Below are 21,229 nucleotides of genomic sequence, written 5' to 3'. Positions count from 1 at the left end.
GTAATTTCTACCATCAATCAATGAAAATAATTTCGATCGATCAACCAGTAAAAATCCACACAAGTTGTTCTTCATAATCTCTTAATGATCTTTCTAACACCTCGTCAGTGCCAGAAGCTGGACTTCGATAAACTCAACAACTCCGCCATTCTGCTTCGTTCGTTTCCGTCTATCTCGTCGGTATGGGTGCATTCTAGAGGATTTCAGAATCATTGCAACCCCCAATTCACTATATTTTTCACGTATGTCTTTTTTTTCTACAAAAATTACTGAAAAATCGCTTTTTTATCTAATTTTTAAGCGTTTTTATGCAATAAACCCACTAAACACGTCATTTTATTTTTATAACTGAAAATTCATTTAGACCTAAAAACTATCACAATAATATTTAAAACAGTATTTTTAGCCTTTTGACATTCAAATCTTATCTTTTATTTAAATTAGCTCATCAAAAGAAAACCAAAATTATTCTATCTCGTCCAATAAACTGATCTAAATCCTAGACTCCTCAATTGATGAGTTATTTTTTACGTACAAGGCTTTTATAAAAGCCTATTTTTAGGCTGCTATATAGAAGAAGTATTCATTTTTAGTTTTTCGAATCCCAAGACCATGCGTAGATCACTTATATATAGAAGATAAAGTCTGTTATTTTGCATTAAGCGACTTTTTCCTGCTGTTGCTGTCCACGCCAATGTTGCATGACCTCTACAGTCATGTCTTTCTTACCCTGATAATCCTCGGCAATAAAGAATAATTTCGCGCGTCGCGGTAACTGCTCTTCAATCAGGGAAAATAGAAAGTAATGCGCGGCCAGATCAAGCTGCATAAATAAAGTATAGACAGATCCATAGAGTTGCTGTTTTTGTTCGACCGGCTGGTATTCAAATAAGAACCGTAATATGCAATCGATTTGTTCATCAAAAATATTTTCTGTTGGAAAGCGATACATTCAATCACCTCTGCCTTAATTTTTTATGTTTTGCACTTTTCTTTTCGAGTCATTTTGGAGTCAATTGAAATGAACTCATTCTTAGGGTCATTCACCTAAGTTCAATTTACTGGTTAATTTTAAGTTTGATGGCTCAACGAGAAAAGCAGGCATGCAGATTTATATCTTGATTACGCAATAATAAAGAAAAAAGGAAGAGATCTCTCCCAAAATCTCCTCCTTAGAATTGAATCTTTACCCGATCCATTATGTCATTATTATAGTTATTCGCTTTAAAGCTTTTAAAAAGAGCCTCTTGGAAAAGAGACTTTCTCAGTTGTGGAGTACTATTATTTTTACTACCCTCTAGATGCTCTAAACGAATTCTCTAGATGAATAAATCCTATACATAATAAAGATGAAAAGCAAGTGATTTGGGAAAAATTAACTATTGTTTTCATAGGGTTTTTTTTGACTTTACTTATTTGATTTTTAAATATAGAACATCAATAAAAAAAGCAGACCGAAGCCTGCTTTTATTTCAATAACTTATCCGCTCTTTAGTCAACAAAAGTGACTTTAGCAATTGCTTTTTTGCTGGCCTGAACAATCAAAGTCACGTTCTCTTTCACAGAATACGTCGTATCTACAGTCTGCCAATCCACTTTTACTGCGCCACGGCCTAATGCATCCTTGGCTTGGGCTGCATTTTTGGTTAAGCCTGCCTCACGTAAAATCGAGGTAATAAAGATTTCACCACCAAACTCGCCACGTGAAATGGTCACTTCTGGCGTACCTTCGGGTAATTCACCTTCAGTAATGATATTACCCGCGCCTTTGTGGGCATTGGCAGCCGCTTCTGCACCATGGAAACGCTCGACCAGCTCCAGCGCAAGAATCTTTTTGACTTCTTGTGGATTACGGCCTTCAGCCACTTCTTTTAATAACTGTTGAATTTCTTCAATGGTTTTGAAGCTCAGCAGATCAAAATAACGCTCAATCAATGCATCCGGCATTGAGAGCACTTTTTGGTACATCGCGCCCGGTGCATCAAATACACCAATATAGTTACCTAAAGACTTAGACATCTTGTTGACGCCATCTAAACCTTCAAGAATTGGCACTGTGATACATACTTGTGCTTCTTGATTATAACGACCTTGTAAGGTACGACCCATCAACAGGTTAAAGGTCTGATCTGTACCACCCAGTTCTACGTCTGCTTCCAGCGCAACAGAGTCATAGCCTTGTACCAATGGGTACAAAAATTCATGAATCGCGATCGGCTGCTGGTTGTTATAACGTTTGGTGAAATCATCACGCTCCAACATACGCGCAACCGTTTGCTGTGATGCCAATTGAATTAAATCAGCCGCAGTTTTTTGCGCAAACCATTCCGAGTTAAACACCACTTTGGTTTTGTCGGGATCAAGAATTTTAAATACTTGTTCTTGATATGTTTTAGCGTTCTCTAAAACCTGTTCACGTGACAATGGTGGACGTGTTGCGCTCTTACCAGTTGGGTCACCGATCATCGCAGTATAGTCACCGATCAGAAACAACACTTCATGACCCAAATCTTGGAATACTTTTAACTTATTAATGAGAACCGTGTGGCCCAAGTGCAAATCAGGCGCAGTCGGATCAAAACCCGCTTTAATTTTTAATGGGCGATTCTGTTTTAATTTCTTGAGAAGGTCTTCTTCAGAAATAATTTCGTGGGTGCCTCGTTGAATGAGGGCAAGTTGTTCTTCAGCCGGCAGGAAATTTGACATCACAAAATCCAATACATCAGTTACTCAATTTGTGCGATATACTAACACTTTTTCAGCATATTGCAGGCTTAAGAATAACCATGACAGCGATCTATATTGGGGTAATGACCGGCACGAGCATGGATGGTGTCGATATTGTTGCTGCTTCTTTTGATCCACTCCAGCTTCATGCCACACTCACTTTGGCATTTGATCCCGACCTTCGGGATGAGCTGATGGCACTGACCTTGCCAGATGACAATGAAATTGACCGTATGGGCAAGGCTGATGTTGCACTGGCACAAATGATTGGTCATGGTATTAATGCGCTGATTGAAAAAAATAACCTGGATAAATCCAGAATCAAGGCGATTGGCTCGCATGGCCAGACCATCCGGCATCGTCCTGAACATGGTTTTACCCTACAAATTGGTGACCCGAACATCATTACTGAAATTACTCAGATTCCGGTGATTTCAGATTTCCGTCGTCGTGATCTGGCGGCAGGTGGTCAGGGAGCACCTTTAGTTCCAGCATTTCATCAGGATATTTTCCAGCATGACAGCATTCACCGGGTAATTTTAAATCTGGGTGGCATTGCCAATGTCAGCCTGCTGCCTGCCGGGAAGCCTGAAGAGGTTTATGGTTTTGATACCGGACCGGCCAATATCTTGATGGATGCTTGGTGTTCCCGTTATACCGGTCAGCCTTTTGATGAAAATGGCAACTGGGCAGCCTATGGCACCCCGATTCGCAGTTTGCTTGATCGCTTGCAGTCACACGCATTCTTCTCCAAAGAACCTCCGAAAAGTACCGGTCGTGAAGATTTCAACCTGGAATGGCTGGATGAACAGATTGCTGACTGGCGCAATGACCTGCAATACGATGAACTGGAAGATACTCCAGAAAATGTACAGGCGACTTTATTAAAGCTCACTACCCGTGCCATTAAAAAAGCAATTTACCGCTCTGGCATGGATACCGGACAGGTTTTTGTTTGCGGTGGCGGTGCCTATAACTCACATTTACTGGAGCAGTTGCGCTGGCGCCTGCGCAAACATGAATGGAGCGTACAGACTACCGCCGATCTGGGCCTCAGTCCCACCTGGGTGGAAGCTACTGCCTTTGCCTGGCTGGCCATGCGTTTTATGAATCAACTGAATGGTAACCTGCCTGCAGTCACTGGTGCCGCTGGCTATCGCGTCCTTGGCACCATTACTGCTGTTTAAATTCAGCGAATTACTATTATCTTGCATGACTCTATAGCTACATAACTACTCAAAAACAGTCATCAAAAAAGGTCTGCATGAATGCAGACCTTTTTTCGTTTTCAATATTCTTTATTGCATCATGCGTTTGGCATTTTCATTTCTAAAGGCCCGCAAAATCTGCTGACCAGCACGACCTGTTGGACTCAAGCCCAAACGCTGCTGTTCCTGACGAATCGCTTGACGGGTTTTATCTCCAATCAGACCATCCACCGCACCAATATCATAGCCACGGTTTAACAGAAATTGCTGGATCTCACGACGTTCTGCACGCGAAGTTCCCGGATCATCAGTAGGCCATGTGGTCATAAATGAGCCTTTACCTTGCAGGCGATCGGATAAATGCGCAATCGCCAAGGCATAACTTTCTGCCGCGTTATAGCTATAAATGGCATCAAAGTTTTTAAAGACCAAAAATACTGGACCACTCGGGCCTGCAGGTGTAAGCAATCCGGCCTGAGAAGATTGCGATAAATTTCCTTGAACCAATGCCGAACCATCGGCACGAACCACCCCTTGATTGATCCAGCTACTCAAGGATTTTTTATTTCTTCGGCCTTCACCGGAAACCGACATGCCTTGCGGAATCTTGACTTCAAAGCCCCAAGGTTGCCCGCTCTGCCAGCCACGCTTGCTTAAAAAGTTGGCGGTCGATGCCAGTGCATCAGGAATGCTCGAAACCAGATCACGTCGGCCATCACCATCAAAATCAACTGCAAGTTCATCATAAGTCGATGGCATAAACTGGGTATGACCAAATGCGCCTGCCCAGGAACCCTTTAATTGTTCTTCACGCACATCGCCACGCTGTAACAGTTTCATTGTGGTAAAAAACTCACCACGAAAATAACTCTGGCGACGACCTTCACAGCTCAAAGTTCCTAAAGCCTGTAATAAAGGATATTTCCCCGAAATATCACCAAAATTACTTTCGACACCCCATACCGCAACTACCGTTTCTGCAGGTACACCATAGGTAGCAGCAACACGATTGAGCACCTCACGATGTTGCTGTAGTTTTTGCCGGCCGAGCTGAACCCGTTCTTCATCCACCAAACCAGATAGATAATCCCAAATCGGGGTAGAAAATTCAGGCTGGTAATTCAGGCGTTCAATCACTGAATAATCCGGGTTTAAGTTCTGGGTATAACGATCATAGGTACTGCCGCTTACACCTCTAGCAACAGCTTGACTGCGCAAATTAGCGAGACAGTTTTGAAAATTATTTTGGGAGGCATAATTCGGGATATTTGAACTAGAGGTCAAATCAGTCGGCGTGACACGTTGACCATTAATAATAAGTTCAGCCTGTGCCTGTGAAGCAGCCAAGACCACAGAACCAATAAAAAGTGCAAGCCGTTGCATAAGACCCTTGAATATTTAGATTTTGAATTATGCTTCTACCTTAGCAGCTCATGATGAAAATTAAAGCGCCAATGCGTAAATTTAAATTCATAATTCCTACACTTTTAAATTCATTTTGTAATCTTTAAATTTAAACACGAGTTATCCACAAGCTTGTTTTAAATTCAAATCAGCAGGATTTTTGAATTTAAAAAATTACTGGGGATAACTTGTTTCAGGAAAAGCGAGTCACGATCATCAACATGCTCTAATTACACTCGTTTTTGTTTTAAATTCATTTGAATAATGGGCTAATATTTTTAAATTCAAAAACTTTGAATTCATTTATCCAGTTTTAAATTTGAATTCATATTTTTTGAATTTAAAAGCGCAAGTTTAAATTCAAAGTGCGATTTAAATTTGAATTTATTTTTATGAATTTAAATTCAAAACTGCTTTCCAGTTTTAAATTCAAACTTTGATTTCAAGCTTATCTACAAGTGAATATGGCAAAATTCAGCTGTAAAAAAGGTTTTATTGGATTGTTATATTTATACTCAATTGATCAGTTTATAAGCAATTGATTTAAAAACTGATCCGACCAATGGCAGGTATTTTTGAAGAGGCGCAATCATGCCTGAAAGCAGACAAATAAAAAAGCGATCACCGAAGTGATCGCTTTTTTTATCAGCAAGTTAAAGCCTAGATGGTCATATCTTCGCTCAATGCCAATGGATTCGGTAAAATTTTCGCCAGTTGGCGGCAAAGTACAGACAATTGCGCGCTGTCATTTGGCATCAGGGTAATGTGACCAATCTTGCGGCCTTCGCGCTCTGACTTATTGTAAAGATGCAAATGTGCACCTTCCAGAGCAAGTACATCTGCAGATTTCGGATGCTGACCAATGATGTTCACCAAGACAGTTGGGCGGATCACTTCAGTTGAACCTAAAGGTAAACCTGCCACGGCACGCACATGGTTTTCAAACTGCGAACATACTGCACCTTCAATCGACCAGTGACCCGAGTTATGCACACGTGGTGCCATCTCGTTGGCATATAGGCCATTGTCTGTCACAAACAGCTCAAGGGTCAGCACACCGACATAGTTCAGATGATTCAGCAGGCGAGTGATGTATTCTTGTGCTACCGGCTGCAAGTCAGTACTGTCCGGTGCTGGCACAATCGAGTGCGACAGAATGCCGTCATGATGATGATTTTCCGCCAATGGCCAGGTTTTTACATCACCATCTTGGCCGCGTACTGCAATGATTGAAACTTCACGCGAGAAAGTCACGAAACTTTCAGCAATCAGTTCACCCGCAGGGCCCAATTCTGCCCAGGCCTGATCCATCTGATCGGCCGAACGTAAAACAAATTGACCTTTGCCATCATAACCGCCACGCGAAGTTTTCAGTACGATCGGCAAGCCCAGTTCAGCTACAGCAGCCTGTAAGCTTTCCAGTGAAGTGACCGCTTTGTACGGTGCAACCGGAATAGCCAGTTCATCAAACAAGGCTTTTTCAGACAGACGATGCTGGGCAATCGCCAAAGCCTGACGCGGCGGATGCAGTTGCTTGCTTTGCGTCAGTACATCAACATCTGCAAGTGGCGTATTTTCAAACTCAAGGCTAAATACATCTGCACTGTTAATAAAGTCTTGCAGACCATTTTCAGCTTGGCTCGAAATCACCGGACCCAAAGCAGCAGAAGGGCAGTCTGTGCTGGCTTCAAAAAATGTACATTGAATATTTAATGGAAGTGCCGCTTGCGCCATCATACGACCCAGCTGACCGCCACCAAAAATACCGATGGTTTTATCCATAATCTGTGTCTCGACTTAAGCCTGGCCTGGAATATTGTTGCTTGCCACTTTATCTGTTTGCGCTGCACGGAAATCTGCAACATTTTTTGCGATTTCTGGACGGGTCAAACCCAGAATTTGCGCGGCCATAATGGCAGCATTGGTGGCACCGGCAGGACCAATCGCCAAGGTACCGACTGCAATACCTGCTGGCATTTGCACAATAGACAGCAATGAATCAACACCGTTTAAAATCGAAGATTTCACCGGTACACCCAAAACTGGAAGATCAGTTTTCGCCGCACACATCCCCGGTAAATGCGCTGCGCCACCTGCACCGGCAATAATTACCTGAATACCACGATCACGCGCTTGCTCGGCATATTCAAACAGGCGGTCTGGGGTACGGTGTGCAGAAACAACTTCGGCTTCAAATGGGACACCAAGCTGCTTGAGCATATTGGCAGTGTGTTCGAGAGTTGCCCAATCTGATTGAGAACCCATGATAATACCTACGAGAGGAGTATCTTGTGCAGCAGCCGCATTCATTGCAAATTTTCCAGAGATTAAAGTGAGAAAAGATAAATCTCGACGAGAGAGCCAAGCTTGAATAGGAGTGCGTATTATAGACTGAAAATTCAGCTTCATAAAATTTAACGGTCAAAGCAAGGCTCGATTTTTCTTGTTTTTTTATCGAATTTTCAAAAACTGGAATAAAAATAAGGGAGTAGCCGCAGTTACAACTATTTAGGAACTGCGGAATACAAAATAGACACATCCACACAGACATAAAGCAGCCCAGAGATAATCCAGTTTAAAAGGCTGCTTAAACATGAAAATCATAAAAGGAACAAAGACCAGTAAAGTCACGACTTCCTGGGTAATTTTCATTTGACCGACTGCCATTCCTTGCTGCGCCAGTAATTTGGTCGCCGGAATCATCAGGCTATATTCAAACAGGGCAATGGCCCAGCTGAATAAAATCGCTTGCCAGAGCGGTGCATCATGTGGCAAAAACTTTAAATGCCCATACCAGGCCAGGGTCATAAAACAGTTGGCAATTACCAGAAGAAATAAAGCCGGCAGCATCTGCATGCACTCTGCAAAAAGGTCGAACTTATTTTACGGTTTATTAGGCGAAAAGACATTGCGTCACTTTGAAATTTTCTTTGAATTTATCCGTGAAACAGGATTTAAAAAATCCCGCAACAAGGCCAGAATTTTCACTATCTTTTCAGCTAAAGCCTTGCTATCGTTGCTTGCAAATTGAATAAATCATGACAACAGCACCAATATAAAGTGATGGGTCAGACAGGAACGGAGTGAAGTAGATGCATCTGCATATTTTGGGTATTTGTGGCACCTTTATGGGCTCGTTAGCGCTACTTGCACGCGATCTGGGCCACCAGGTAACAGGTTCAGACCTGAATGTGTATCCACCCATGTCGACCCAACTTGAAAATGCGGGCATCACTTTAATGCAGGGTTATGACCGCAGCCATTTGCAGCCGCATCCGGATCTGGTCATTGTCGGTAATGCCATGAAGCGTGGTATTGATGCAGTCGAATATATGCTGAATGCAGGTCTGCCTTATATTTCAGGTCCGCAGTTTTTGGCTGACCATGTGTTACAAGGCAAGCATGTGCTGGGTGTCGCCGGAACTCATGGCAAGACCACAACAACAACCATGCTGGCTTGGGTACTGGATCAAGCCGGTCTGGAGCCGGGCTTCCTGATTGGTGGTGTGCCTTTAGGCTTTTCAGAAAGTGCGCGTCTCGGTGGCGGGAAATACTTCTGTGTCGAAGCCGATGAATACGATTCTGCTTTCTTCGACAAGCGGTCCAAGTTTGTACATTACCATCCAAAAACAGCAATTTTAAATAACCTGGAATTTGACCATGCCGATATCTTTGATGATCTAGCCGCAATTCAAAAGCAGTTCCATCATTTAGTCCGTACCATTCCAAGTGAAGGCCGGATTATCGCGCCGATTACTGAGAGCAATATTGATGAAGTGCTGGAGCAGGGCTGCTGGACGCCTGTAGTGCGCACCAGTCTGGATGCCAACGAAAAATCTGAACTGTATGCAGAACAATTGTCAGCAGATGGTTCACATTTCAAAGTCCTGCAACAGGGCGTAGTCAAAGGCGAAGTACAGTGGAATATGACCGGGCAGCATTCGGTGGCGAATGCACTTGCGACGATTGCAGCCGCTGAACATGTCGGTGTATCGATTGAAACCGCCTGTGAAGCGCTGTCCAATTTTGGTGGTGTGAAACGCCGTATGGAACTGTTAGGCACAGTCCGTGGTATCGAGGTGTATGATGATTTCGCGCACCATCCGACAGCGATTGATACGACCTTAGAAGGCGCGCGCAAACGTCTGGGTGAACGCAAACTCTGGGCAATTATTGAACCGCGCTCCAATACCATGCGCATGGGCAGCCATAAAGATGGCTTGGCTCATTCTGCACGTCTGGCCGATGAAGTGATCTGGTATCAACCGGAAGGACTGGATTGGGATCTGCAACCGGTCATTGAGGCTGCGCCAAACAAGGCCAAAGTTGCACGCACACTGGATGACATCATTCAGACTGTGGTGGCAGAAGCAGGCGAGGGCGATGCCGTAGTAATTATGTCGAATGGCGGTTTTGGCGGTTTGCATCAGAAGCTAATCACTGTTTTACAAGCATAAAATAGATTTAAGTGAAGTGAATAAGCCCGCCTAGCGGGCTTTTTTTAGCATATTAAAACGTTGATTGAGAAAAAGTGAACCGTTGTTCTGATCCTGCAATCCTATGATTTAAATATTGACCCAAATAGCAGATTTATCTCTGAACCCTCCCTGATGATCTTTTGTTGCAATCTGTACACAAGACTCATTGCAGCGCCATATCACTCAAGGCACAATCGAGAAGAACACAGGTATCTATAGGCCTGAAAGCCAGATCATAAATCAGCCCATCGCTGTCACTATATAAAAGCAATCGAGGCGTTCATTATTCTCGCTGAGTCAGGTCATTCTCATTCCTCATTCCATTAGGAGATGTGTCATGACAACGATGAAAGCGATGGTCTATTACGGCGCAAATAATATCCGCTTTGAAGACCGCCCAGTTCCCACCATTTTGCATCCCAGCGATGCCATCATTAAACTGGAAAAAGTTACCATCTGCGGTACCGACTTGGGTATCTGGAAAGGTAAAAACCCGGAAATTGAGCAGGAGGCTACGCGTAAAGAGGGCAGCTTTAAGGGACGTATTTTAGGTCACGAAGGTATTGGCATTGTGGAAGAAGTTGGTTCCGCCGTGCAAAACTTTAAAAAGGGCGACCGGGTGATTATTTCCTGTGTCAGCCGCTGCGGAACCTGTGAAAACTGCCAGAAACAGCTCTATGCCCATTGTCGCAATGAAGGCGGCTGGATCATGGGTTATATGATTGATGGCACCCATGCCGAATATGTACGCACGCCCTTTGCCGATACCTCACTCTATCATTTACCCGATGGCCTGAATCAAGATGTGGCCGTATTCCTCTCAGATATCCTGCCAACTTCACATGAAATTGGGGTGCAATATGGCGATGTCAAACCAGGCGACAATGTCGCGATTGTCGGGGCAGGGCCAATCGGCATGAGTTGTCTGCTCACCGCACAGTTTTATTCACCCGCCAATATTATTATGGTGGATATGGATGATAATCGGCTGGAATTTGCCAAGACTGTCGGCGCGACGCATATCATCAACTCTGCCAAAGAAGATGCCATTCAAAAGATTCTAGAGATTACCGATGGACGCGGGGTCGACTGTGCCATTGAAGCAGTGGGGGTGGAGCCTACCTGGAATATTTGCCAGCATGTCGTGAAGGAGGGCGGGCATATTGCCAACGTCGGCGTACATGGTAAACCGGTGAGTTTTGAACTGAACAAACTCTGGATTAAAAACCTGACCATCACCACCGGCCTGGTGAATGCCAATACCACAGGGATGTTGCTGAAAACCTGCTGTTCCGGCAAATTGCCCCTAGAAAAACTGGCGACCCATCATTTTAAATTTGCCGATTTTGAAAAAGCCTATGATGTGTTTAAACATGCCTCCGATGAAAAGGCCTTAAAAGTCATGATTGACATGAGCTAATCCACATCAGACAAAAAAGTCCGCTATGCGGACTTTTTTATTTTCAGCATTTACCCCTCAGATCAGAAATAGGGGACATAACCACGCTGCTTATAGCCTTTTGGCGATGCCAGACTGGCCTGATTTTCTTCCAGGCGATACAGTACTTTGAGGAATTCGGCAATTCCTGACTGCTGTAAGGCATGCGGATCAAATTGCTTCAAACCTAAACGTGAAAATAAAGAAGAAATTTCACTGTGTTTATGCACATATTTCATTGACCATTCCGAGAAATGGGACTGCTCTACTATTGCATCTGCAAAACGTAGGACATTGTGATGGCGGGGATCCTGACAAATGCTCTGAAATAAACTTTCCACTACTTCAGGCTGACCTTCAAGGCACTGGAAAAACTTGCCATGGGAATAATACAACACCCCATGAATCTGCTGCTGAAGATTGAACTTCCGGGCAGTGGCCAAAATATCGCTCAAATCTTGTAACAACTCTTGTTCAGATTCTATGCGTTCACTGGCATAGCAAAGCTGTAGGATCATGCCATCTCACTAAAAGGAAGAATTAAAAACACAATTTAATCAATAATTTTAAATTAAGTCGACTATTTTTTAATCAAATATCCGTTTTTGCTTACATGGTTTTCAGTTTGCATTTCTGGATTAAACTTTTAACAATAGTGCCTGAATGATTAAACGAATATTTTCATACACCTACCATGAACATGAGGATCACTTGATGTTAAAAGATCTGATTTTAACCCTCGCCTTGTTATGTGTGTGCTTTATCCTGATGATCACTTTAAATAATTGGCAATTCAGCGCTCAAACCAATCTGCTGATCAGTTCAATTTTTATTAGCTGGACGATCTTGAAATTTGTTGGGCATCGTATTTATTTTCATGCCAGTTACCTGCTGATCATGGCAATTTTAGTGATGCTGCAACAGTTTGAAGAAATTTTCTGGGCGATGACCGGCGTGATGGCAGGTTTCGGTTTATATACCCTGTTACAGGTTATATTGATTCCTGCCTTGAAAGAAAAACTGCATTTATCTTTCGGGAAATCCCCTTGGGTAGTTAAATAGCCGTTGCTGCGACATCGGCCAGACTTCGGTCACGTTTAAACATGACATCCACATAGGAACATTGCGGGATGATGGTTAAACTTTTCTCACGGGCAAAATCGACCAGTGCATCCAGCATTTTTCGGGCAATACCGTGGCCACGCAAGGAATCATCAACCCAGGTATGATCGGCAATTATAACGGCATCGCCCCGCCATTGATAAGTGATCTCCGCCAGGCGGCGTCCTTGATCTTCCATAAAAAATACACCACCGCGTTTTGAATCTTGATATTTGATTTCCATACGAATCTGAACCTTTGTTGTCATTTTTAAATTATAAAACATCATTAAAGTGAGGCTCTCGCTCGAACACGGATTTGGCAAAAGGGCATTTTGGAATAATCCTGATGCCGTGTTCACGGGCAAAATTCACAGCGGCCTCGACCAGATAATATCCGACGTGCTGGCCGCGTAGACTGTCATCGACCCAGGTGTGTTCAATCACTAATTGATCTTCATTTACTCTTGAATAACTCATTTCTGCCAGACGTTTTTCATTTGGCTCTACGAACCATAAACCTCCAGTGTCCTGTTGCTGATGCTCGATCAACATGCCGATCCTCTCCTTGTTTTTAAACCAGACTGACATATTTTTCCCTGCTCTATTGTTAGATTTCTTTTAAAGGATTGTGAATCTGTCCTTCTGGCCAATACCGCATTTTGCTCAACAGGTTTAAACTGCCAGCCGGTTCCTTTTATCAGATGTTTATGTCCAGCTCTTCTTCCACCTCTTCGGTGACGCGTCAATGGGTTTGTGTGATTGCTTTAGCCTCTGCTGCCTTTATTTTCAATACCACCGAATTTATCCCGGTGGCGCTATTAAGTGATATTGGTACCAGTTTTGCCATGTCACCGACCCAAGTCGGGTGGATGCTGACAATTTATGCTTGGGTCGTGGCGCTGCTGTCTTTGCCAATGATGTTACTGACCAAAAATATTGAACGGCGCTTTCTGCTGATGATTTTATTTGCGGTGTTTATTTTCAGTCATGTGCTGTCCTATTTTGCCTGGAGCTTTAGCATTCTGGTGCTGAGCCGGATTGGTATTGCCGTGGCGCATGCGCTGTTCTGGTCAATTACGGCGTCGCTTGCTGTGCGGGTTGCGCCAAAGGGCAAAGAGTTTCAGGCACTGGGCTTATTGGCTACCGGTACCGCCATGGCGATGGTTCTGGGAATTCCCTTTGGCCGGATGGTCGGGGAGGCCTATGGCTGGCGCAATAGTTTTGCCTTGATCGTAGTTGTGGCGAGCGTAGTCTGCGTACTGCTGGCCAAAACCTTACCTTTATTACCAAGTGTCAATTCAGGTTCACTCAGCAGTTTAAAGAGCTTGCTGAAACGTCCCAGCCTGATGCTGGTCTTTGCGCTTACCGTGCTTGTGATTAGTGCGCAATTTACCGCCTATAGTTATATTGAACCCTTTACGCTGAATATTGCGCAATTCAGCTCTGCGCAGACCACCAGCTTATTGCTGATTTATGGTGGTGCGGGCCTGATCGGCTCTTATGTATTTGGCCGTTTTGCACCGCATTTCCCCCGACTCACCATTCCGCTATTTACACTCGGGCTAGGGATCTCGCTACTGTTATTGCTGCCACTGTCTCAGGGTGTATTTCAGCTTAATAGCTTGGCGTTAATCTGGGGCATCAGCATTATTGGGTTTAGTCTGGCTCTACAAGCCAAGACCTTAAATCTGGCTTCTGATGCAACCGATGTCGCCATGGCAATTTTTTCAGGTCTGTACAATGTCGGGATTGGTGGCGGTGCCTTACTCGGCGGTCTGGTAACGGCACATATCGGATTACATAGTATTGGCTGGGTAGGAGCAATCCTGGCCAGCTTGGGTTTTCTGATCAGCTTATACCTGATTCAGCGTCCGGATTTCTTAGGTAAGAAAGCGCCTTGAAGCATGATTTTTGTAAATGAAATTGTAGTCTTAGCAAAAATCTGTCATGCTTGCTGCACATTGAGCTACCGCTCAAATAAAATTTAGTTTGAACAAGGGGAGTAGCCTCCTCCAAGCGTTTAAGAATGAAATTTCAATTTTTAAACGTGTCAGAATATCGTCATTACACTTTGCAAAAAGTCGGTATCTGAGCATCTTGAAGTCACACTTTATATAAAAAAGTGGAACAGTAAGATGTAGGCAAGACCTTGATCATGTTGTTATAGATGTTTTTCATCTGGCAACTGGTCAAGGTTTTTTTATGGCTAGTTGTCCGATGTGGAGAATTCACATGGAAACCATTGGTACACTCTGGCTGTATCTCGTCTTTTTCGCGATTGTCGCAGTCATGCTGATAATCGATTTTGTCGGCTTTAAGCATCAGCATGGTCAGGAAGTTAAAGTCCGAACTGCTGCCTACTGGAGTATTGCCTGGGTCAGTGTCGCGACTTTATTTGGTGGCGGCTTATGGCTGTATCTGGAGCAGACCGCAGGCACGGCAATTGCTAATGCCAAGGTTATGGAATACTTTGCCGGTTATCTGCTGGAAAAATCCCTAGCGATTGATAACGTCTTTGTCTGGCTGATGATCTTCGCGGCCTTCGCCATTCCACCCGCATTGCAACGCAAGCTGCTGTTATATGGCGTACTGGGTGCGATTGTACTCAGAACCATCTTTATTTTTATTGGCGCCTGGTTTGTACAGGAATTCTCTTGGATTCTGTATATCTTCGGTGCGTTCCTGGTGTATACCGGCTTCAAATTCCTTCGTGGTCAGCATGAAGAAGACAGCAATATTGAAGATATGGCGATTCTGAAATGGCTACGTAAACATATGCGTATTACCCCGCAACTTCAGGGCGACAAATTCTTTGTCCGTCAGAATGGTTTGCTCTGGGCAACGCCGTTGTTCTTGGTCCTGATCCTGGTTGAAGCCTCTGATGTGATCTTTGCCGTCGATTCTATTCCAGCTATTTTTGCCGTCACCACCGATCCCTTTATTGTCCTTACCGCAAACCTGATGGCGATTTTAGGCCTACGCGCGATGTTCTTCCTGCTCTCGGGCGCAGCCTCAAAAATGCATTATCTGCCTTATGGTCTCGGGATCATTCTGGTCTTTATCGGCTTTAAAATGCTGATGCTGGATGTGTTCCATATGCCGATCTGGATTTCTTTGAGCTTTATTGTGATTGTCCTCACTGTGACCGCGATCTTGTCGATTCGTCATAGTAAGAGGCATAACGAAACCACCCTGTAAAAAGTAATCATCAAAAAAGCCTGCATCAGCAGGCTTTTTTTATTGTTCTATCAGGGATAATTTGGGCCATTTTTGCAAAAACTGTTTGCTCAGCATGCGTTGTTCAAACACGGCATAACTGACTAAATTCGGATTCCAACGCAGCTTTAACTCAAATAAATCTGCTAAACCGAAAGGAGCAATCAACTCCAATTCATCATCTTTTAGGCGCAGTGCCAAGGCCGTGACAGTTTCTGGCCATAATGACAGCGCATGATCAATTGAAGTTAAAGGCTCAATATTTTCATTTTGATCGGTACGATACCACTCATGTACAAAGGCTTGATTGGTCACATCCCAACGGATATCTGGAAAATACTCTTTTAACCGATCTGCAAGTTGCTGTTCTATAACGCGAGCCTGCTCATTTTCATCATAGAAAATCACATCGACCTCAGTATGATTTATTTCATATTCCCATCCATGTAAATGCGCCCAGATCACATGACGTAACACACCCGCTGCGACATAAGCGTCAGAGTGTAATTGTGCTAACTGATGCAAGATGCGCATTAATGTGGGCTGCGCACACACGATCTGTTGAAATTGATCATAATAATTGGATGGGGTCATAGAAGAATCTGGATCGCTATTTAAATATGAATGTTCATACAAACATGGCAATTTTTTCAGCTACAATCAATCGAAAAAATTAAAAGCGTAGGTTTAAAATGTCTTCTGTAATTGCAACGACAGCGATCCGTGGTCGCTTCCTCGACATTCAGAATACAGTTGCCCAAGCACGTGATATACACGACCAAGTGCGATATGTAGAAGATGGTATAGTCATCATTCACGAAGGTAAAATCCAGTGGTTTGGTCCTTGGCAAGAAGGGCAGTCACGACTTCCTACCAACGCTGAATTACAGCACTATCCAGATCAACTGATTGTTCCCGGTTTTATCGACACCCATATTCATTTCCCGCAAACGGAAATGGTCGGGGCTTATGGTGAACAGCTGCTGGAATGGTTAAATACCTATACATTCCCCACTGAAATCCAGTTTCAAGATGCATCGTACAGCGAAAAAATTGCCGAATTTTTCGTGCAGGAATTGCTTAAAAATGGCACCACCACTGCACTGGTCTTTTGTACCGTTCATCCTGAATCCGTAGATGCTTTATTTAATGCGGCAACCATGCGCAATATGCGTCTGATCGCGGGTAAAGTCCTGATGGATCGTCATGCTCCGGAAGCACTAACAGATACAGCAGAAACAGCTTATACAGATTCTAAAGCGCTGATTGAAAAATGGCACGGACAGGGACGGAACCTGTATGCGATTACCCCACGCTTTGCACCAACTTCAACACCTGAACAATTACAAAAAGCCGGGCAGCTCAAAGCCGAATATCCGGATGTGTATGTGCATACCCATTTAAGTGAGAATAAGAATGAAATTGCCTGGGTAAAAGAACTCTTTCCTGAACGTGAAGGTTATCTGGATGTTTATCATCATTATGGTTTAACCGGCAGCAAATCCGTCTTCGCACATTGCGTGCATCTAGAAGATGAAGAGTGGGATTGTATGCATCAGACCGACTCCGCCATTGCCTTCTGTCCGACCTCAAACCTGTTCCTGGGCAGTGGCTTATTTCCCCTGAAAAAGACCTGGGACAAAGGGGTCAAAGTCGGCTTAGGCACAGACATTGGAGCAGGGACATCATTTAATCAGCTGCAAACCCTAAATGAAGCCTATAAGGTGCAGCAGTTGCAGGGCGAAAAACTCTCTGCCTTTGAGGCCTTGTATCATGCCACTTTAGGCGGTGCCAAAGCCTTGAGTCTGGATGATCGCCTGGGGAACTTTAATATTGGCAAGGAAGCCGACTTTGTGGTGCTGGATCTCAATACCACTGCCTTACAGCAGTTACGCCAGAGCAGAGCCAAAAATATTGAAGATGCATTTTTTGCACTGACCATGCTTGGCGATGACCGTAATATTGCAGCCACCTATGTCTATGGAGCAGCCGTTTATGTCAAAGCAGCAGCCAGTGAATAAAACAAAAAAATCCCGCCGTCGCCAATACTTGATCCTGTCTGCCATGGCACTGGGCTGTGTTTTTTTATTGAAACGCGATTCAACAGCGGCTAAAAAATGATTACATTTACAGCCAGCAAAACAGGTGCATCTCTGCTAGGGATGTATTAAAATTGCGACGTATTCAGGTGTTGCAGGTCAACACCTTTTTTATTTTGCTATTTTTACTTTTTAGGTATCTACCCATGACCGTTCAAATGAGCGTAATGATTTCCGCTGAAGAAATTCAAGCTAAAGTCAAAGAGCTTGGTGCTCAAATCAATGCACACTATGCCAATAGTGACAAAGAACTTGTGCTCATCGGTTTATTACGTGGTTCAGTGATTTTTATGGCTGATTTATGTCGTGTGATTTCAAAACCGCATGAACTGGATTTCATGACTGTGTCCAGTTATGGCGGTGGCACGTTATCGTCACGTGATGTAAAAATCCTGAAAGATTTAGACGGTGAAATCCGTGGTAAAGATGTGTTGGTCGTTGAAGATATTATTGATTCAGGCAACACTTTAAGCAAGGTACTCGAAATCCTGCAAACCCGTGAACCTAACTCGATTCAACTGTGTACTTTGGTAAGTAAACCATCGCGTCGTGAAATCGATCTGAAAGTCGAATTTATGGGCTTTGAAGTTGAAGATAAATTTATTGTGGGTTATGGCCTAGACTATGACCAGAAGTACCGTCACCTGCCATTTATTGGTGAAATCGGTCTTTAAAATCAGGTTGAAAAAAGTGGCATAAGCCACTTTTTTTATGCCTAAAATGGACAGGAAACCGGGAACAAAAAATAACATCTCGTTTCAGGATTCAACTTTTTATAATCCTGACTTTATTTCAAGATGATTAAACAGATGTGAAAACAAAGACATGACAAGAAGGAGTATGCATATGTGGACAATTATTGTGGCGATCGTCATTGGTTTTGTAGCAGGTCTGATTGCACGTGCCATTCATCCTGGTAATGATAAGGCAGGTTTTATTATGACTACCTTACTGGGTATTGCCGGCTCCTTATTGGCGACTTTTGGTGGCCGTATGCTCGGTCTGTATTCGGCAGATTCCGCAGCAGGTCTGATTGCTTCCGTGATTGGTGCTGTGATTATTCTGTTTATTTATAATATGGTCACCAAACGCCGTACAGTCTAAACCATTCAGATGTTTCTGAGGTTGATTTGACGACCTGAATAAAAAAGCACCGGAAAGGTGCTTTTTTATATTGAGCGACTGATAGCTTTATTTAATTTTTTTATAAATTGAATTCTTTAAAGATCTGCTCAATCTGCTCTGCCGGATAGGCACCCATCACTTTAAAACCATTGGAAAAAATAATCGCAGGTGTCCCATTCACGCCCATAGACTGAGCCAGTTTTTTATTCCGTTCAATCGGATTGGCGCAACTTTTTTTCGATTTAGGTTGAATCCCTTGAGCAATCAGATTTTCCCATGCCTGAGCTGGATTAGACTCGCAATACACCTGTTTTGAAGGAGCCACCGACTGGGGTTTTAAAGGAAGAATAAAGGTATAAATGGTCAAGTCATTCAATTTTTTCAGCTCTAGCTCAAGCTTTTTACAATACGGGCAATTTGGGTCAGAAAAGATGGCAATCTGACGTTTACCCGTACCTCTTACACTTTTCACAGCATCCTGAAGCGGTAATTTTTTCCAGTCGATACTATTTTGTTTTAGCATTAAATCGCGGGTCAGATTATGTTGATCCTGAATCCGCAGCATCGGGCCGGCAATCAGATGTTTGGCATCTTCATTTAGATAAACCACTTGGCCCTGCATGGAACCGCTATAGATGCCTTTCATCTCCGTGGTTTGAATATTTTCAATTTTTAAATTGGGACTGTTTTTTGCCAAATTAGCTTGTACCGTATCAATATTGGCAAATGCAAAGCTTGAAATGAATGTACTTAAACTAATGATCAGTGTTTTTTTTAACATGAATGTTCTACATGAATTGGATAAGAATATGCTTCGATTCTAATCGCTCTGCTTTTAAATTTCTCAAACATTTATGTTACTGTTTATACCCAGTTAAATAAGCTCATCATGTTTCACGTGGAACACAATATATAAAGTTATACTTAACTCCAATATATCTAAAACCACATCATTATTCATATTAAATAATTGTTTTATATAATTAAAATATTTTAAATGATAAACATCTTACTAATTCAACCTTGACCGATTTTCTGTATCCATTCTAAACTGCAGACACTTTCTATTTTCCTCGCTACGCCCTGACATGGATTGGCCAAGGATCAACACTATAACGGCATTTTCATGACAATAACGACCAGCTGGCGACCGTTCTTGATGGTCAGCCTGGCTTTAATGATGGGAACGATTGGTACTGCTTTGGCCAGTCCGCTTTATCCGATTTATCAACAGCTCTGGCATTTGCTTCCCAGCCAGATCACCTACATTTTTGTCGCCTATATGTTTGGCTGTCTCTCGACCTTGTTGTTTTTGGGCAGAACCAGTAACAGCATCGGATTTTTACGGACCCTGCAAATTGGTCTGGCCCTGATCACGCTGGGTCTGATCATTTCCGTTTTTGCCCAGAATGCACTGATCCTCTCGATTGGCCGTTTTATTATTGGGATTGCCTCGGGCTTGATGACCACTTCTGCCATGATGGGTTTAATGCATACCATCCCGGAAAGCCATAAGCACACTGCACCGCAACTGATTTCAATCATTACTGCAATGGGTTTTGGTTTGGGACCTTTGGTCGGTGGCGTGATTGCGCAGTTTTCCGCTGCGCCTTTGGTGATGCCATATTTGCCGATTATTCTGGGTGCCGTATTGTGTCTGATTGGCCTGTTCTGGATTAAAGCACCCAAGTTTGAGGTGCAGCCCTTTAGCATGGCGCCTAAACTGCAACGACCTGAAGCCCAGTTTCATCGGGTGTTTATGATTATTGCAGTGACGGCTTTTAGTGCCTTTGCCGCCTTTAGCCTGTTTGCTTCTCTGTCGCCGTCCTTTGTCCGAAATATTTTACCTTGGCATAGCCCTCTGGTCAGCGGACTGGCCATTACCAGTATCTTAGTGGTTTCAGTGATCGTGCAGTTTATGGCCAAAGCCGTCGCAGCCTCTAAATGTCTGAATATCGGTCTGATGATGATGTGCTTGAGCCTGATGATTTTGGCGCTATGTATGTATTCGAAAATCAGCCTGCTATTTTTTATCAGTGATATTTTCTTTGGAATCGGCCATGGTTTTGCCTTAATGGGTGCTTTTGCCCTGATTCATCAAATGACCAGCTTAAACAACCGTGCAGCCGTCATGTCGACCTATCTGTTTATTGCCTATCTGGGCACTATTGTCCCTATTATTGCTGTGGGTTATCTGGCCGATCACTGGGGGCTGGATTTCGCTGTAATCAGCTTTTGTATCGCGATTAGTTTACTGTGTTTTGCACTATGGTGGGCTTATCAAAAATCCCGTCTACCAGTCTAAAAAAGCCCTCAATTGAGTAATGCCAGTCAGTTAAGCAGACATTAGAAAAATGTAGTAAAAATGAGTGTATGCCAATACGCTCATTTTTTTTATGACTTTATCTGAAAATTTAGATTGCACCCTTCA

21 protein-coding genes are annotated in these 21,229 nt (G+C 43.3%); 10 read left to right on the top strand and 11 right to left on the bottom strand.

What is annotated here, in order from left to right; all coding sequences use genetic code 11:
• Window positions 1-658 precede the first annotated feature (658 nt).
• On the bottom strand, window positions 659-952 hold the full coding sequence (locus WFH18_RS12975; protein ID WP_004281895.1) for a hypothetical protein: 294 nt from the start codon (window positions 950-952) through the stop codon (window positions 659-661).
• A 539-nt stretch (window positions 953-1,491) separates the two neighbouring features.
• Window positions 1,492-2,706, bottom strand: a complete 1,215-nt coding sequence (gene tyrS / locus WFH18_RS12970; protein ID WP_005252995.1) for a tyrosine--tRNA ligase — start codon at window positions 2,704-2,706, stop codon at window positions 1,492-1,494.
• 80 nt (window positions 2,707-2,786) lie between these two features.
• Between tyrS and WFH18_RS12965 the strand changes: the two genes are divergently transcribed.
• Entirely contained in the window at window positions 2,787-3,914 is a 1,128-nt protein-coding gene (locus WFH18_RS12965) for an anhydro-N-acetylmuramic acid kinase (RefSeq protein WP_004281899.1), read from the top strand.
• Between the two features lie 111 nt (window positions 3,915-4,025).
• Here WFH18_RS12965 and WFH18_RS12960 read toward each other — a convergent pair whose 3' ends face one another.
• The 4 genes from WFH18_RS12960 to WFH18_RS12945 form a co-directional block, all read right to left on the bottom strand.
• On the bottom strand, window positions 4,026-5,318 hold the full coding sequence (locus tag WFH18_RS12960; protein WP_004281900.1) for a lytic murein transglycosylase: 1,293 nt from the start codon (window positions 5,316-5,318) through the stop codon (window positions 4,026-4,028).
• Window positions 5,319-5,999: 681 nt separating this feature from the next.
• Window positions 6,000-7,121 carry a 5-(carboxyamino)imidazole ribonucleotide synthase gene (locus WFH18_RS12955; RefSeq protein ID WP_004281903.1) on the bottom strand — a complete coding sequence of 374 codons (1,122 nt, stop codon included), beginning with the start codon at window positions 7,119-7,121 and terminating at the stop codon, window positions 6,000-6,002.
• A 15-nt stretch (window positions 7,122-7,136) separates the two neighbouring features.
• On the bottom strand, window positions 7,137-7,649 hold the full coding sequence (gene purE / locus WFH18_RS12950) for a 5-(carboxyamino)imidazole ribonucleotide mutase (protein WP_004647147.1): 513 nt from the start codon (window positions 7,647-7,649) through the stop codon (window positions 7,137-7,139).
• A gap of 198 nt (window positions 7,650-7,847) precedes the next feature.
• Window positions 7,848-8,189: a DMT family protein gene (locus WFH18_RS12945; RefSeq protein ID WP_005252989.1), complete on the bottom strand. Its 342-nt coding sequence runs from the start codon at window positions 8,187-8,189 to the stop codon at window positions 7,848-7,850.
• 242 nt (window positions 8,190-8,431) lie between these two features.
• On the opposite strand from WFH18_RS12945, the gene mpl reads away from it, so the two are divergent.
• Both mpl and WFH18_RS12935 read left to right on the top strand, forming a co-directional pair.
• Window positions 8,432-9,796 (top strand): UDP-N-acetylmuramate:L-alanyl-gamma-D-glutamyl-meso-diaminopimelate ligase, encoded by a 1,365-nt coding sequence (gene mpl, locus WFH18_RS12940; protein ID WP_005252988.1) that lies wholly within the window; start codon window positions 8,432-8,434, stop codon window positions 9,794-9,796.
• Window positions 9,797-10,154: 358 nt separating this feature from the next.
• A complete protein-coding gene (locus WFH18_RS12935) occupies window positions 10,155-11,237 on the top strand; it encodes a zinc-dependent alcohol dehydrogenase family protein (RefSeq protein ID WP_004729011.1) in 1,083 nt (360 codons plus the stop codon).
• Window positions 11,238-11,299: 62 nt separating this feature from the next.
• On the opposite strand, the gene WFH18_RS12930 is transcribed toward WFH18_RS12935, so the two are convergent.
• Window positions 11,300-11,773, bottom strand: a complete 474-nt coding sequence (locus tag WFH18_RS12930) for a BLUF domain-containing protein (RefSeq protein ID WP_004729009.1) — start codon at window positions 11,771-11,773, stop codon at window positions 11,300-11,302.
• Between the two features lie 196 nt (window positions 11,774-11,969).
• Here WFH18_RS12930 and WFH18_RS12925 point away from each other — a divergent pair, with 196 nt between their 5' ends.
• Entirely contained in the window at window positions 11,970-12,317 is a 348-nt protein-coding gene (locus WFH18_RS12925; RefSeq protein WP_005245563.1) for a hypothetical protein, read from the top strand.
• Here the strand turns inward: WFH18_RS12925 and WFH18_RS12920 are convergent.
• On the bottom strand, window positions 12,310-12,600 hold the full coding sequence (locus WFH18_RS12920; protein ID WP_026056558.1) for a GNAT family N-acetyltransferase: 291 nt from the start codon (window positions 12,598-12,600) through the stop codon (window positions 12,310-12,312). The two genes, WFH18_RS12925 and WFH18_RS12920, sit on opposite strands and share 8 nt — an antisense overlap.
• A gap of 31 nt (window positions 12,601-12,631) precedes the next feature.
• Window positions 12,632-12,910 (bottom strand): GNAT family N-acetyltransferase, encoded by a 279-nt coding sequence (locus tag WFH18_RS12915; protein WP_004729002.1) that lies wholly within the window; start codon window positions 12,908-12,910, stop codon window positions 12,632-12,634.
• Window positions 12,911-13,065: 155 nt separating this feature from the next.
• On the opposite strand from WFH18_RS12915, the gene WFH18_RS12910 reads away from it, so the two are divergent.
• Both WFH18_RS12910 and WFH18_RS12905 read left to right on the top strand, forming a co-directional pair.
• Entirely contained in the window at window positions 13,066-14,259 is a 1,194-nt protein-coding gene (locus WFH18_RS12910; protein WP_026056557.1) for a sugar transporter, read from the top strand.
• 331 nt (window positions 14,260-14,590) lie between these two features.
• Window positions 14,591-15,556 carry a TerC family protein gene (locus tag WFH18_RS12905; RefSeq protein ID WP_336754996.1) on the top strand — a complete coding sequence of 322 codons (966 nt, stop codon included), beginning with the start codon at window positions 14,591-14,593 and terminating at the stop codon, window positions 15,554-15,556.
• A 39-nt stretch (window positions 15,557-15,595) separates the two neighbouring features.
• Here WFH18_RS12905 and WFH18_RS12900 read toward each other — a convergent pair whose 3' ends face one another.
• Window positions 15,596-16,168, bottom strand: coding sequence for a nucleotidyltransferase family protein (locus tag WFH18_RS12900; protein ID WP_005094863.1), 573 nt, complete (start codon window positions 16,166-16,168; stop codon window positions 15,596-15,598).
• A 98-nt stretch (window positions 16,169-16,266) separates the two neighbouring features.
• On the opposite strand from WFH18_RS12900, the gene guaD reads away from it, so the two are divergent.
• From guaD to WFH18_RS12885, 3 genes are all read left to right on the top strand, one after another.
• Window positions 16,267-17,595 (top strand): guanine deaminase, encoded by a 1,329-nt coding sequence (gene guaD / locus WFH18_RS12895; RefSeq protein ID WP_336754992.1) that lies wholly within the window; start codon window positions 16,267-16,269, stop codon window positions 17,593-17,595.
• Window positions 17,596-17,819: 224 nt separating this feature from the next.
• Window positions 17,820-18,347 carry a hypoxanthine phosphoribosyltransferase gene (gene hpt / locus WFH18_RS12890; protein ID WP_004728991.1) on the top strand — a complete coding sequence of 176 codons (528 nt, stop codon included), beginning with the start codon at window positions 17,820-17,822 and terminating at the stop codon, window positions 18,345-18,347.
• Between the two features lie 172 nt (window positions 18,348-18,519).
• Window positions 18,520-18,777, top strand: coding sequence for a GlsB/YeaQ/YmgE family stress response membrane protein (locus tag WFH18_RS12885; RefSeq protein ID WP_004281926.1), 258 nt, complete (start codon window positions 18,520-18,522; stop codon window positions 18,775-18,777).
• 100 nt (window positions 18,778-18,877) lie between these two features.
• Here the strand turns inward: WFH18_RS12885 and WFH18_RS12880 are convergent, their stop codons facing one another.
• On the bottom strand, window positions 18,878-19,579 hold the full coding sequence (locus WFH18_RS12880; protein WP_005252979.1) for a DsbC family protein: 702 nt from the start codon (window positions 19,577-19,579) through the stop codon (window positions 18,878-18,880).
• 345 nt (window positions 19,580-19,924) lie between these two features.
• Between WFH18_RS12880 and WFH18_RS12875 the strand changes: the two genes are divergently transcribed.
• Entirely contained in the window at window positions 19,925-21,103 is a 1,179-nt protein-coding gene (locus WFH18_RS12875) for an MFS transporter (protein ID WP_318270495.1), read from the top strand.
• Window positions 21,104-21,229 lie beyond the last annotated feature (126 nt).

The organism is Acinetobacter sp. USHLN143, assembly GCF_037145695.1.
Classification (GTDB): domain Bacteria; phylum Pseudomonadota; class Gammaproteobacteria; order Pseudomonadales; family Moraxellaceae; genus Acinetobacter; species Acinetobacter fasciculus.
Note: the sequence above shows the minus strand (reverse complement) of the source record. Positions and strands in the feature narration are given on the sequence as shown.